The organism is Stieleria bergensis, assembly GCA_007745635.1.
In the GTDB taxonomy this organism is placed as follows: Bacteria; Planctomycetota; Planctomycetia; order Pirellulales; family Pirellulaceae; genus Stieleria; species Stieleria bergensis.
Genome location: CP036272.1, coordinates 2,783,124 through 2,796,221, shown reverse-complemented (window position 1 = coordinate 2,796,221; position 13,098 = coordinate 2,783,124). Strand labels below are relative to the sequence as shown.

Annotated in this window: 13 protein-coding genes; 11 read left to right on the top strand and 2 right to left on the bottom strand. The window is 56.0% G+C overall.

Annotation, left to right across the window (positions count from 1 at the left end; all coding sequences use genetic code 11):
* The first annotated feature begins 78 nt into the window (after positions 1-78).
* From fliF to flhB, 9 genes are all read left to right on the top strand, one after another.
* Positions 79-1,545 (top strand): flagellar basal-body MS-ring/collar protein FliF, encoded by a 1,467-nt coding sequence (fliF, locus tag SV7mr_RS09645; protein WP_419188326.1) that lies wholly within the window; start codon positions 79-81, stop codon positions 1,543-1,545.
* A gap of 29 nt (positions 1,546-1,574) precedes the next feature.
* Complete coding sequence (locus SV7mr_RS09640) at positions 1,575-2,573, top strand: FliG C-terminal domain-containing protein (RefSeq protein ID WP_145271461.1); 999 nt, start codon at positions 1,575-1,577, stop codon at positions 2,571-2,573.
* Position 2,574: 1 nt separating this feature from the next.
* The gene (locus SV7mr_RS09635; RefSeq protein ID WP_145271459.1) at positions 2,575-3,333 is read left to right on the top strand and encodes a FliH/SctL family protein; all 759 of its coding nucleotides are present in this window, start codon (positions 2,575-2,577) and stop codon (positions 3,331-3,333) included.
* A complete protein-coding gene (locus SV7mr_RS09630) occupies positions 3,330-4,679 on the top strand; it encodes a FliI/YscN family ATPase (protein ID WP_145271457.1) in 1,350 nt (449 codons plus the stop codon). Before SV7mr_RS09635 ends, SV7mr_RS09630 begins: the two co-directional genes overlap by 4 nt.
* 37 nt (positions 4,680-4,716) lie before the next feature.
* On the top strand, positions 4,717-5,151 hold the full coding sequence (locus SV7mr_RS09625) for a hypothetical protein (protein WP_145271455.1): 435 nt from the start codon (positions 4,717-4,719) through the stop codon (positions 5,149-5,151).
* 4 nt (positions 5,152-5,155) lie between these two features.
* Positions 5,156-5,869: a MotE family protein gene (locus SV7mr_RS09620; RefSeq protein WP_145271453.1), complete on the top strand. Its 714-nt coding sequence runs from the start codon at positions 5,156-5,158 to the stop codon at positions 5,867-5,869.
* Between the two features lie 125 nt (positions 5,870-5,994).
* A complete protein-coding gene (locus SV7mr_RS09615) occupies positions 5,995-6,264 on the top strand; it encodes a flagellar biosynthetic protein FliQ (protein WP_145271451.1) in 270 nt (89 codons plus the stop codon).
* A complete protein-coding gene (locus SV7mr_RS09610) occupies positions 6,261-7,031 on the top strand; it encodes a flagellar biosynthetic protein FliR (RefSeq protein ID WP_145271449.1) in 771 nt (256 codons plus the stop codon). The genes SV7mr_RS09615 and SV7mr_RS09610 overlap by 4 nt, the downstream gene beginning before the upstream one ends.
* A 4-nt stretch (positions 7,032-7,035) precedes the next feature.
* Positions 7,036-8,109, top strand: coding sequence for a flagellar biosynthesis protein FlhB (flhB, locus tag SV7mr_RS09605; protein ID WP_145271446.1), 1,074 nt, complete (start codon positions 7,036-7,038; stop codon positions 8,107-8,109).
* 78 nt (positions 8,110-8,187) lie between these two features.
* On the opposite strand, the gene SV7mr_RS09600 is transcribed toward flhB, so the two are convergent.
* Together SV7mr_RS09600 and SV7mr_RS09595 are read right to left on the bottom strand one after the other, a co-directional pair.
* Entirely contained in the window at positions 8,188-9,972 is a 1,785-nt protein-coding gene (locus tag SV7mr_RS09600; RefSeq protein ID WP_145271444.1) for an ABC1 kinase family protein, read from the bottom strand.
* Positions 9,973-10,410: 438 nt separating this feature from the next.
* On the bottom strand, positions 10,411-10,704 hold the full coding sequence (locus SV7mr_RS09595) for a hypothetical protein (protein WP_145271442.1): 294 nt from the start codon (positions 10,702-10,704) through the stop codon (positions 10,411-10,413).
* An 11-nt stretch (positions 10,705-10,715) separates the two neighbouring features.
* Here SV7mr_RS09595 and SV7mr_RS09590 point away from each other — a divergent pair, with 11 nt between their 5' ends.
* Together SV7mr_RS09590 and SV7mr_RS09585 are read left to right on the top strand one after the other, a co-directional pair.
* Positions 10,716-11,732: an AAA family ATPase gene (locus SV7mr_RS09590; protein ID WP_145271440.1), complete on the top strand. Its 1,017-nt coding sequence runs from the start codon at positions 10,716-10,718 to the stop codon at positions 11,730-11,732.
* A gap of 231 nt (positions 11,733-11,963) precedes the next feature.
* On the top strand, positions 11,964-12,863 hold the full coding sequence (locus tag SV7mr_RS09585; RefSeq protein WP_419188325.1) for a lipase family protein: 900 nt from the start codon (positions 11,964-11,966) through the stop codon (positions 12,861-12,863).
* The last annotated feature ends 235 nt before the right edge of the window (positions 12,864-13,098 follow it).

The following is a 13,098-nucleotide window of genomic DNA, read 5'->3' as shown; positions in this document are numbered from 1 at the left end:
ACCGTGAACACGATACAACCCTACATAGACGCATTGCTAAATCTGTGGCGCGACAGCTCGCCCACGGCACGATTCGGCATGGCACTGTTATCGGTGCTGTGCATCCTTGGCATTGGTGGCGTCGGTTACTGGTCGCTACAGCCCGACTACGTGATCCTCGTTAGCCAGGCAGAAGCCGACAAGATCGATCGTGTGATTGATTCACTCGATAGCCAGGGCATCGATTACCAACTGTCCGGTGCAGGTGGCAACTTGCTGGTCACGCAAAAGGATTATGCTCAAGCCAGCATTGCAGCGCGGCGTGCAGGGGTCTCCGGCAAACCTCAAGTCCAAGAGATGCCAATGGGCGGCCTCTTCGGAACGCCTCGCGAACGCCGCGAACATGCCCGCCGGATCGACGAGATCAATTTGGCTCAAACGATCGAAAACATTGAGGTTGTCGACAAAGCCGTCGTCCACTTAAGTGTGCCAGAGCGAGGCGCCTTCGAACGTGAAACCGAAGAGCCCTCGGCCAGCGTGATGCTGACGCTTGTCTATGGCCAAAAGCTCAACCAGCACCAAGCGGACTCCATTGCCTCCTTGGTCGCCTACGCCGTCGAAGGACTGACGGAAAGCCACGTCAAGATCACCGACCGCAATGGATACACCTATCAAACCGGTGATGAAGGCCTGAACGCCGTCAGCGATCAAATGACCTACATCTCTGCACTCGAAGAGCGTCTGTCCAACAAAGCCTTGGATCAATTGACCCGTTTTGTCGGCTATGGCAACGCCAGCGTGGAGGTCAACTTGGACGTTAGCTTTGACCAACAAACCGTCACCTCGACGACCTACGATCCAAAGCAATCGGTTCGCAAATCAGAAAACATCACCGAGATCAAAAAGACCAATGCGGACCAGTTGCCGCTGGGCGCTGCGGGAGTGGCTTCCAACATCACGCCCAATGATCCCGAGAACGATCCATTCACGCTCTCTCATGAAGAAGAGACCATTGACACCGAATACCTTAACGGCGAAGTCAAAGAGACCAACACCTCGGTCACTCCCGTACGGGAACAGATGACCGTCAGTGTGGTCGTCAACTCCGACGCCGACTGGATTGCCAGCACAGGCGGAGTCTCCCCTGAACTGGAAACCAAAATTGGCAACATTGTCAAAAACGCCATCGGCTTTCGAGACATGACCGATGGCATCACGGTCGATTTCCAGCCGTTCGCAGCTCCGGCCTTTGCCATCGACACCGCCACCGTGGTCCCGTTTGACTGGTCACGAATCACGTCCATCATCGAGAAAGCTTCGCTCGCGATCGCCGCCACACTGGCGTTCTTCCTGGGGCTGATGTTGCTTCGCAAGTACGCTCCAAGAACGTCCCCATCCAGTGGCGACGACCAATTGCTGCTCGAACGCAATCGTCGGGAAAGTGTCGAAGAACTCTCTCGACTGATCAATCAAAACCCTGAAGTGTTTACCCAAATGGTTCGCTCTTGGTCGCATAGCGACGAATACGCCACCGTTGATTCCAATCCACCCAGTAAGGCAGCTTAACCGCGCCACAGGAGACATTGGATTCAACCATGCTTACACGACCTGAACGACTTGCACTGCTACTGAACCTGATGGGTGATGAAGCCACCGACTTGGCCCGCCAAGGCGTCAACGGTGACGCTTTAGACCAACTCGAAAGCGCGCTGGAGGACTTCCAGAGCTATCCACCGACCAGCGAAGAAGTGGATCTAGTTCTGGACGACTTCTCGCTGTTCTTTCGGATGGCCCTGGACAACGCTGAACAGGAGGCAGATGCCGAAGAAGAAGAACAACCTCACACGCTGCGCCTGATGCATGGCACCGAAGAAGCGTTTGAGATGGAACATGTGCAACTGAAACGCTTTGAATCCCCAGAGCTTGTCGGCGATGTGGTCACTGACTTGAATCAGATGCACCCCTATCAGGTTGCTCGCGCACTGCGTCACGAATCACCGATCACCGCCGCGATTGTATTGCGTCGCCTTGCCGACGAACACGCGGCCAAGACGCTGGAGTTTCTTCCCGAACTGAAGCGGCCGAGCGTGTTCATGGAACTCGCCACGCCCTGCACAGCCAAATCGTTGGTACAAGAACGCGTGCTCCGTAAGACGCTGGAAATGGCCATGGCGGTCGAGCAACGCGACCACGACAAAGACGCTACCGATCAAATGTCGAACCTGGTGCGTTCTCTGCCTCGGAAACTTCGCAAGCCGATGCTGGATGAACTCGGCGAACGTGACGCTGCGTTAGCCGAAGCTGTCCGCCGCAAACTGTACCGTTTCGAGGACATTGAAAAGCTCGGCAATCGCGACCTGCAAAAACTACTGGGACAGTGCCAAACCGACACCTTGGTCTGTGCCCTGCAAAAAGCCAGCGAGGAGATGCTGGAGTTCGTGCTCGCCAACATGTCACGCCGAGCCAAGGAAACACTGCAGGAAGAAATGGAGTTCAAAACCGATGCCTCCGAGGACGAGATCGACGAAGCTCAGTCCGCCTTGGTGACCGTGCTGGCCAACCTTGCCGAATCCGGAGAGGTGCGACTGGATTAACATGCTGGAGTTTACCATCACCTTCACCGAAGCTCCTCTCGCGATCACCGTTCAAGACGGCGAATTGATCGATCCGGATCGTGATGCGCAGCCGGCAAATACCGGTCCGTCAGATGGTGCTCCAACCCCGGTGAAGCTGCATGAACTGAGCGCCTCGCCACTGCCCGCTGAAGTCACTGCCAGCTGGCAGGATAACGAAGCCAACGACTGGGACAACTTGCACGAAGATGCCTCCGCTGCCAAAGAACCGCTGGCCACTCGACAAGCCAGCCCAACAGAACTTGCCGCCAGCCTCTCAACGACCACCACGGAAACATTGCAACCCGAGCCACCCAAACAGCTTTCGCTCGAGCCAGCATTGATCAAGAAACTGGGCGAGATTGACTCAATGATCAATCATGCAATCCAGGGCCTCGAAGATCGCGCGGTCTCCTTGGCCGTTGGCCTGGCTCGCCAAACCCTGGAAAGCGACGATGACTTAATCACCGAACGCGTTCAGCACTTTGCACAAGTCTTGCTCAAAGAATGCGAAGACACCACGCTGGCAACTCTGTTTGTGCATCCAGTTTGCATTCCCGCCATTCATGAAGCACTGGCGGATTCATCTCATCAACATGTCGCGATCCAACCGGACCCCTCGCTGCTACCAGGGGACTGTCGCATTGAATCGGGAGACAAAGGCTTCCTCGCCTCTCTGGATGCACTGCTGGAATCGTCCGTCAGAACGCTCGTTCCTAAGGCGGAGAACCAGACATCATGAGCACCATCGATCACGAGTTAACAACAGGTTGGAGTACTGAGATCCCAGCAACCAATTCGCACGAGCCACCGCCGTGGCTACGTCGTACGGGACGCCTGCAAAGCGTCGAAGGCACAATGTGTGCGACCATCGATGCACGTCTCGGTGAGCTGGTGGAGGTCTATGCCGCCCGTAACCAAAAGGTGCTCGCAGAGGTCATCGGCTTTACCGATGACAAGGCCCAACTGATGCCCTATCAGACTGGAGTCGATTTCCAGCGCGGAAACGTCGTGGTTGCCACCGGCAATCGCATTCGCGTTCCTGCCGGCTGGGGAATGCTAGGCCGAGTCGTCGACGCCTTGGGTCGCCCCATCGACTCCAAGGGACCCTTGCAAATTGAAAACTCCGTGAACCTTGTTTTCAAAACGCCGCACCCGTTGCAGCGTCCGATGATCCGCAAGCCCTTTGTCACCGGCGTTCGCTCGATTGACGGCATGCTGACCCTCGGCCAGGGACAACGCGTCGGTCTGTTTGCGGGCAGCGGAGTCGGCAAGAGTACCCTGTTGGGTGAAATTGCGAAGTATGCCGTTTGCGATGTCAATGTCGTCGCCATGATCGGTGAACGCGGCCGAGAGCTCCGCCCGCTGATCGAAGACACACTCGGACCACAGGGTTTGGCGCGCAGCGTTGTCGTTGTTTCCACGTCCGACCAGACGCCACTGGCGCGCGTGCGGGCCAGTGAAACCGCGGTTGCGATTGCCAGCTGGTTCCGTGATCAACAAAAGAATGTGTTGTTCATGCTCGATAGCCTGACACGTCTAGCGCATGCCCAACGCGAATTGGGGCTACTGCTGGGCGAACCGCCCACTGCGCGCGGTTATACACCCAGCGTCTTCGCCAAGATGGCACAATTGTTAGAACAACTGGGCACCAATGACGCCGGAGTCATCACCGGCCTTTTGACGATCCTTGTCGACGGCGACGACATGAACGAACCGGTCTCAGATGCCGCTCGGGCGATCCTGGACGGGCACATCATTCTGGACCGAAAGCTCGCACACCAAGGACATTTCCCAGCCGTGAATGTCTTGAACAGTGCCAGCCGCCTGTTCCAAGAAGTCACCTCCAACGAACATCAGGCCGCCGCCTCCAATATTCGTCGCGCGTTAGCCAATTACAGCGAAATCGAAGACCTGCTACAGATTGGTGCCTACCAAAAGGGCAACCTACCGGAGACCGATCGCGCCATCGCGATCCACCCCGAACTGAACCGATTCCTCCGTCAAGCAATGAACTCACCAAGCGACTTTCAGTCAACGATGAACGAACTACAGCGTCTACAACAAATGATCACCAAGCCGCTCTGATCTTCATCCCGCTGGAACATGAACCACCACGACGACCATGAAAGAGCATCGCAAGCGACATCAACGAATCTGCCGCATCCGAGACATTGAACAGAACCGGTTGCTGGCCTTGCTGGGCGAACTCGCCAAAATCGAAAACACGTTGCTGCAACTGCAATCAAAACAGAAACAACTGATTACAACCCGCGACAAACAACTGGAAACGTCCCACGCTCAGAGCGTCACCTCCCAACAAAACATCCTCGTCTGGCTGGAGCGAACTTCCGAAACCATCCAGAGCCTGGATAACGAAATTCAACTGAACGACAAACAACGTCGACAAGCAGCCGATCGCATCAGTAAGAAACAGACGCGTATCAAAAGCTTGGAACGCCTTGCAGAACGGATTCAAGAAATGATCAAGGCAGAATTTGAGAACCAACAAATGCTGATCGCAGACGAAAACGCCATGAAGGATTACGCAAGGAACTAAACCAATGAAAACCATCATCGCAGCAATCGTCACCTGTGTTGTGATCTTTGGCTTGTCGGCTGGCACAACGCATTATCTGATGAATGATCCCGATGCCAACCAGGATCCCGTGGCCGACACCGGCGCGGAAACCAACACTGCCAATCGTCCTGACGCGCAAGCAGGCGGATCCAATGAGCGCGTGCCCGTCGCGTTTCGCCCCGAATCGGGTGTCTCCATCGAAGCCGTGATGCAGATGAGCGACTCGATCAAACGCATGGAACAGGAGCTGGTCGAGCGTGAACGCAAGCTCAAGAAAGAGGAGATCCGGATCAAAATGATGCGTGATGACATGCAGCGTGAACAAGATGAAATGAAAGCCCTCTCCGAAGGCATTGACGCTCGCATCGCCACGCTGACTCAAATGGCCGAATCCATGACGGCAGCGGGGCAACAAGCCACCGCCCCAGCGAACCCACGATCTGCGGCAAACAATCCGACGACGAACCCATCCGAAGAAGACGCCACCGATGTCGTCTTGAAATTCCTTGGCAAAATGGAACCCCAGCAAGCTGCCGGGATCATTGAATCCATGGCGAATTCAGGGCGGCTTGAATTAGCCGCTCAGGCACTTAGCCAAATGGAATCCCGCGACATGGCGGACATCTTGGCTCGGTTAGACAAAACGCTTGCCCAAGAATTGATGGACGCAGCGATCCGCCGACAGGGCTACAACTAACACCGATTGAAGACCGAGTCACGCTCGTTTGCCCCAATCAACGACCGTGCTCAATGCTCCCCCAAGCGCGACAGCGCCACTCCGTTGCCTCCCCTCCCCACACTTAAACTCACGGAAGTCCAAGGATGGACATCGAAGACATCGTCCTGATGGGACGCGAATTTTTCTCCATGGCGCTGCTTCTCACAGCCCCTGTGGTTGCGATCAGTTTGATCGTCGGTCTGGTGATCAGTATCGGCCAGACCGTGACCAGCATTCAGGAACAAACGCTCTCCTTTGCCCCGCGGATCATTTCCGTGGTGCTGCTGTTGATCTTCATGGCCAACTGGTATCTGACGACGTTGCAAAGCTACACAACGTTAATCTTCACTCGGATGATTGAGTTGATTCGATGACCGCAGAAGTCATTGGGTTCCTGCTCGTCCTGGCTCGCGTCTCGGTCCTGGTGGCCCTGTTTCCGCTGTTTGCTCGACGGCAGCTCCCTAACCTTGTCAAGCTCGGCTTGGCGACTGCGCTGTCCCTTTTCTGGACTCCCGCTGCGGTCACCGAACTGAACTCCATCGACCTGCCGAATATCAGTGGCCCGCACTTTACGTTGCTGGTCATTGAACAGATGTTCATTGGATTCCTGCTGGCGATGCTGATGGGGCTGTTCTTTTGGCCTGCAAAAATTGCCGGTGCATACGTTGCCCAAGAAATTGGCTTGTCGCTGGCTTCCATCAGTGACCCCAACAGTCAAGATTCGTCGACTCTGGTCAGTCGCATCTTTGAATCGTTCAGCGTGCTGCTGTTCTTTGCCTTGAACTTACACCACTTCATGTTGCTGGTCATCGACCTGTCGTTCAAGCGAGTGATGACACATGTTGGACTCATGGAACTGCCCACCGAAGGCTGGGTGCAAGCCTACGCCGCCTGCACCGACTGGGGATTGCTGATCATCGCCCCCATCTTAGTTCTGTTGATGCTGGTCACGGTCATCTTGACCTTCTTGATTCGTGCTGCGCCTTCGCTGAACTTGTTCTCGATTGGAATGCCCCTGCGAGTCGGTTTGGGAGCCCTGCTGCTGTGCCTGTTTAGCCCGATAATCTTTGCTGCGTTGGAACACTACATGTATCGCGCTAAAGAAGAAGTCGAATCCCTGCTTTCGTCAATGATGGGATAAAACAGTGGCTGAGAATCAATCGCAGGAACAAGATCAGAAAACCGAACAGGCCACTCCTCAGCGTTTGCGTAAGGCACGCGAGGAGGGCCAGATCGGTTACAGCTCTGAAGTCCTGGGCGGCGTGATCGTCCTGACCTGCGTGCTGTTTTTCTGGCTGTCCGGCTCCTGGTTCTTTGGCACCCTTCGCAATAGCATCGCCGATCGCCTGACCTGGTTTGAGCTGCCAATCGAATCACCGACCATGCTGATCCAGTTGCTCTCCGCAGAGACCCTGCGTGTCGGTGGCGCAGTATTGGGATTGCTGATCCCGGTGTTTATAGCCGCCACCGCCAGCGGATTGCTGCAGACCAACTTTAACTTCAGCACCAAACCGCTGGAAATCCGCACCGACAAGTTGAGTCCTGTGGAGGGATTCAAACGCATCTTTTCCAGCCGCAGCGTTGTGCGTGGAGCCTTATCGATTGCCAAGGCAACGTTGATCATTGTGGTCGCACTGGTCGTGAGCTACAACCAAATCAACAATATTCTCAACAGCGGCCTCGGCAGCATCTCGCAGTTGTTTTCTTTTCTTGCCACGATGGTTCTCTATTGCTCGCTGGCGATTGCTGGAACCATGGGCGTGACCGGTTTGATCGACTTGGGTTTTCAAAAATGGAAACACCTTCAAGACATGCGAATGAGTCGTCGCGACTTGAAAGACGAAAACAAATCGACCGAAGGTGACCCGCTGATTCGTGCTCGGATCAAGCAGATTCAAGCGGAAATGGGACGCCAACGCATGCTCAGCAAAGTTCCAGAAGCTTCCGTTGTGATCACCAACCCGACTCACTTTGCAGTTGCCTTGAAGTTTGACCCCGAAAACATGGATGCACCCATCGTGGTTGCCAAGGGAGCGGACCATCTAGCCCAGAAGATCATCGAAATCGCGAAAGAGAATCGCGTCGCTGTGGTGCAGCGCAAACCCATCGCTCGATTCTTACACGCACATGTTGAACTCAACCAGCCGATCCCCTACGACTTGTATCAAGCCGTCGCAGAGATCCTGAACTTCGTTTACCAGAGTCGCTCGCTAGTCTAATGGTCCGCTAACCTGGGCTCGCGCTCGGCCAGAACCCATGCGTCAGTTCTGGTAACGCAGCCAAGACGCAAACTCGGTTCAATCCTCGTTGTCGCGTGTCAGATGCCCGCTCTTGGCAATCGCGATCAACAACCACACCATCACGGACATGCTGCCAACGACGCCAAACAAACCCAGCATGCTCATTGGCCCCGAATCAAACGACAACACCCTGAGATGCATCAGCGGTTTCACGTCTCGTGCAAGCATCAAGGCCGATCCCATGAAGACCGCGCTGGCCATCATCCCCAACACCAATCGGTTAATCGATGGACTGAGACGTTTGTGTTCCAAGTGAATGCTGGTTTCACCGCGACGCACCATTTGCAACAAAGAGACCACTTCGGCTGGCGCCGTCGCCAGGAACTCTTCTGCTTCCAGATAGATTCGTCGCACTTGTCGAAAGCGGCGTCGAGGGCTCATCCGCCGCAAGGCTGACTTGCGGGCCATCTCCTGGATCACTTGCAGGGAATCAAAACTAGCCCCCAGCTCGCTCATGGTGCCTTCCAAGGAGATCAACGTTTTTAACAACAGCGCGGACTGATTGGGCAGTTTGATCGAGTGGTAATGCAACAGTTCCGTCAAGGCAGTCAACGCTCCGGCAAGATCGAAGCGATCCAGAGATTGCTGCCCGTAAGTAGCCACAAAGTCAGCGACATCGTTGGCCAGCGCAGACTGATCCAACTGGGCCGGAGTCTCGCCGACGCGTTGAATCAAACGCGTCAATCTGGATTGGTCTGCTTCGCTGATTGCGATCACCATGGACTCGATGGTTTCGCGCAAGTTCTCATCCAGACGCCCACTCATCCCGAAATCCAGAATCCCCAAGCGCCCATCCTCCATCAGGATCAAATTGCCCGTGTGGGGATCAGCTTGATAGACGCCTTCATCGAAAATCATGGACACGTAAACGCTGGCAATCTGTTCTGCAATCTGCTCGCGCTGTTGCTCCGACAAACCCTGATCGAATTCAAAGGTCGGCGACTCGTTAGCTGGCGACTCGTTAGACGTTGACTCATCCGTGGGTGTCTTTTTAGCTGGCGACTTTTGGGCCAGACAGGAAGCTAGGGATCGACCGCGCAACTCCTCCATCACCAAAATCCGTTTGGTGCACAAGTCACTCAATGGCTGGGGCACCACGACGACTTCGGAATGCTGCTGCATCCAACCGGAGAAGAACTCCAAAGACTGGCGTTCACGTTCAAAGTCAAGTTCACGATGAATGATCGGAGCCAACTGCCGAACCACGTCCGTCGGTCGCCACGCGGCCATCACATCCACACGCTCTGCCAGCACGGCCAGTCCCCCCAGGACTTCGATATCCTGCTGCACCGTCCGCTCAATCCCGTGGCGTTGCACTTTGATCACCACCGCTGTTCCATCATTCAACGTCGCGCGATGCACTTGCCCGATCGATGCTGTGGCTAATGGCTCAGGATCAATGAATTGAAAGTGCTGCTCGTAGTCGTCACCCAATTCACCGGCCAGCGTCTGACGCACTTGCTCGATGGTGTCCGGTTGCACGTCCACCCGCAAACGCTTTAGCTCTTCACTTAATGCAACCCCTACCAAATCAGGGCGACCGGCCAAGACCTGGCCGAGCTTGATGAAGGTCGGTCCCAGTTCGGTCAGGGCCAGCCTGACTCGCGTCTCACGAGTGTATTCAGCTAACGGATGACCACCCTGATCTTTGAACCAACGACGAAACGGAACGCGGTCATAGTGACTCAACCAGTCCGCCAGCCCATAGCGACGCAAGACGGCCAAGATCTCACGCCAGCGTCGCAGGTTTCTGTACAAGCTGGGGATGGTGGAAATTTTCATCGAGTACGCTGCCAAAACCGGCGGCTAAAACACTAAAAACGGACGACAACGGGGATCGAACAGGACAGAGTCAGCCAAGCATTCGCCAAAGGTCGCTCTCTGGACCGCTGGACAGCATCATAAGCTAATCGAACCAGAGAGCCTTTCCAAAGGGTCTATCAAGCATTGCCTGCTGAATTATTGGCTGCTGAGCGATTGCTTAACGCATGAGCAGCGATGAATTCCGGGAAATCCGAGCACGCGGTGCTTTTTGCTAAACAACTGACTGTTCGAACAGAATCAGTTACACTGGCTTCGCTTGATGGCCGAAACCATCCCGCACAGGACTGCCTACACTGTGCTGCCTACAATGTGCTGCCCACACAGGACTACCAGCGCTGCACTACCAGCGCTGCACTACCAGCGCTGCACTACCAGCGCTGCACTACCAGCGCTGCACTACCAGCGCTGCACTACCAGCGCTGCACTACCAGCGCTGCACTGCCAGCGCTGCACTGCCAGCGCTGCACTGCCAGCGCTGCACTGCCAGCGCTGCACTGCCAGCGCTGCACTGCCAGCGCTGCACTGCCAGCGCTGCACTGCCAGCGCTGGGACCGGCGGCTCCCTCGTTCCGTTGTGGCGACTGCCGATCGCATCGAATCGCTCCAGACGGACCACGCCAAGGCTTGGTTTCGCTGCCCGTTGAACCCGTTTGCTCTTGTCGCCAGTTCGTTCTTGTCGTTCTCCCCTCATTGACGCACCTCATGACCGAAGCTCCACCCGTCGCAAATCAAGACGCCATGCCACCCGATCCAGCCGGCAATGGGAACGCAGCGGAAGGGACTGCGTTGGTTGCTGAACTCTCCAAACGAATCATTGGCAATGTAGAACATGCCATCGTGGGAAAACGCAAGCAACTGGTGCTTTCATTGGTCGCCTGGCTAAGCGGTGGTCATGTGCTTCTGGAAGACGTTCCCGGGGTCGCCAAAACCATGCTGGCACGAGCCTTGGCCAGTAGCGTCGGCTGCGATTTCAAACGTGTGCAGTGCACGCCCGATTTACTGCCCAGCGATGTCACCGGCACATCGATTTTTAACCAGAAGAAGTCCGAGTTTGAATTTCGCCCCGGACCCGTGTTCACGCAAATCCTGCTGGCCGATGAAATCAATCGCGCCACACCACGGACTCAAGCTTCATTGCTCGAAGCGATGGCAGAAGGCCGCGTGACCGTGGACGGCACCACGCATGATCTGAAACCACCGTTTCTTGTCATCGCCACGCAAAACCCGGTCGATCACGAAGGCACGTTCCCGCTTCCCGAAGCCCAGCTCGATCGCTTCCTGATGCGTTTCTCGCTGGGATACCCAAACCTTGAAGAAGAAATGCAGATGCTGGAGATGTTACAGCATCAGCATCCCATCGATCGCTTGCAACCGGTGGCGACGGCCCAGCAACTGATTGCCGGCCAGCAAGCGATCAAGCACATCCATGTGGCGCCCAGTGTGCGACAGTACATGCTGGAGTTCATTCAGCAAACCAGGCAGCATAGCGACCTGGCGCTTGGCGGCAGTCCCCGCGCGAGCGTTGCACTCTTTCGCTGTGGCCAAGCCATGGCAGCAATTCGGGGACGCAACTTCGTCGCCCCCGATGACATCAAACGCATCCTGCCCGCAGTCATGAATCACCGCGTCATTTTGCGTCCAGAAAGTCGCTTGCGGAAAATCACTGCCGACACCATTCTGCAAGACATCATCAGCGAGATCGCCGTTCCAACGGTGTGATCTCGGCTGTGGTGCCGAGACTCCGTTCTGGCCGGCATGCTCGGCGAACGATCACGCCAACGCTGGATGTTTTGGCGCGCTCTTCAACGGCTAACGCGACGCTTATCAGCTCACTTTCCCGCCTTCTCTGCGTTGAAATTTCTGCAATCGCGGCGGTGGCTGTCATTCGCTAAACTGACTGATTAGACCTCGGCATTGATGCCGCTTTTCGTCGCTCTTGGCAGATGGAACATGACTCCGACGCTTCATTCTCGCACGGGCAGCCCCAGTGGTGGCATTCCCAACCCTCGCGGCCCCAGTCGTGGCAAGCCCGTGAAGGATTCCCCCGCGATTGACAGGCTGAGTTTCCTAGAACGCGCCCTGTTGTTCGCCAAGCTTTCCAAGATCGCCTATTCACCACCCGCGCAGGCCGGGCTGCAAGCACGGGAACTGGGCTTCGGTGACACTCTGTTCTTTGATCGTGACGGGGCTCAAGCGTACCGTTTTCAGAACGCAGTGAACTGTGTCATTGCCTTTCGTGGCACCGAACCCAAACAGTGGAATGATCTGGCCGCGGACGCCAAAGTTCGCACCGTGCTCAGTGAACTCGCTGGCAAAGTCCATCGCGGCTTCAAGCGCGAAGCCGACGACCTGTGGCCATTGGTTGAAACCTCGATGCTGCGCAATTCCAAGCAGTTGTATCTCTGCGGTCACTCACTGGGTGCTGCGATGGCGACCATCTGCGCCCTCCGCTGCGTTGAGTCACACATCCCCAGCCATCCCGCGGAACTGTTTACATTCGGCAGCCCACGAATTGGCAACAAACGCTACCTCGCCAGCGCGCCCCTGAATCACTTTCGCTTTGTCAACAACAATGACATCGTTGCTCAGGTGCCGCCCCTTTGGCTCGGCTATCGGCATTCGGGCTGCGAAGTCTACGCCAATCGTCAAGGCAAGCTCATCCGCTTGGACGACACCGCGCGACGCCGCGACCATTGGCATGGTTTCGTACGCGGTTTAAAGCGAGGCAAGTTGGACCATTTCGCTGATCACTCGATCGACCACTACATCACGATCATTGATCAAGCGCTACAACAGCAAACCAGCAGCCAAGACCACCCCATCAGCCACCGTCTCCATCCGCCGCATTGACGTTTGCCACGGTTTTGACGGGCCACAACGGTGCGTCCCCAAATAGCCCTTCCCTCCGAGAGGGCCGGACGGCATGTCGTGGTGGCCCGCTGATGATTGAGACGATGGGCGAGCCCGAAACCGGGTCGAATCTCAATGGCCGGCCGGGGAGGGTTTCGGTGTGGCTGCATTGCAGTTGGCGTTGCCAACCACTTCAGTCACGGTAGGAACGGCCGTTTCCGGCCGCCCCCCGCAT

Coding starts and splice junctions, on each gene's coding strand:
- SV7mr_RS09615 (WP_145271451.1), top strand. CDS start 5,995: ATGGACATCGAAGACATCGTCCTGATGGGACGCGAATTTTTCTCCATG.
- SV7mr_RS09590 (WP_145271440.1), top strand. CDS start 10,716: ATGACCGAAGCTCCACCCGTCGCAAATCAAGACGCCATGCCACCCGAT.
- SV7mr_RS09630 (WP_145271457.1), top strand. CDS start 3,330: ATGAGCACCATCGATCACGAGTTAACAACAGGTTGGAGTACTGAGATC.
- SV7mr_RS09640 (WP_145271461.1), top strand. CDS start 1,575: ATGCTTACACGACCTGAACGACTTGCACTGCTACTGAACCTGATGGGT.
- SV7mr_RS09600 (WP_145271444.1), bottom strand. CDS start 9,972: ATGAAAATTTCCACCATCCCCAGCTTGTACAGAAACCTGCGACGCTGG.
- SV7mr_RS09610 (WP_145271449.1), top strand. CDS start 6,261: ATGACCGCAGAAGTCATTGGGTTCCTGCTCGTCCTGGCTCGCGTCTCG.
- SV7mr_RS09585 (WP_419188325.1), top strand. CDS start 11,964: ATGACTCCGACGCTTCATTCTCGCACGGGCAGCCCCAGTGGTGGCATT.
- SV7mr_RS09595 (WP_145271442.1), bottom strand. CDS start 10,704: ATGAGGGGAGAACGACAAGAACGAACTGGCGACAAGAGCAAACGGGTT.
- SV7mr_RS09635 (WP_145271459.1), top strand. CDS start 2,575: ATGCTGGAGTTTACCATCACCTTCACCGAAGCTCCTCTCGCGATCACC.
- fliF (WP_419188326.1), top strand. CDS start 79: ATGGCACTGTTATCGGTGCTGTGCATCCTTGGCATTGGTGGCGTCGGT.
- SV7mr_RS09620 (WP_145271453.1), top strand. CDS start 5,156: ATGAAAACCATCATCGCAGCAATCGTCACCTGTGTTGTGATCTTTGGC.
- SV7mr_RS09625 (WP_145271455.1), top strand. CDS start 4,717: ATGAAAGAGCATCGCAAGCGACATCAACGAATCTGCCGCATCCGAGAC.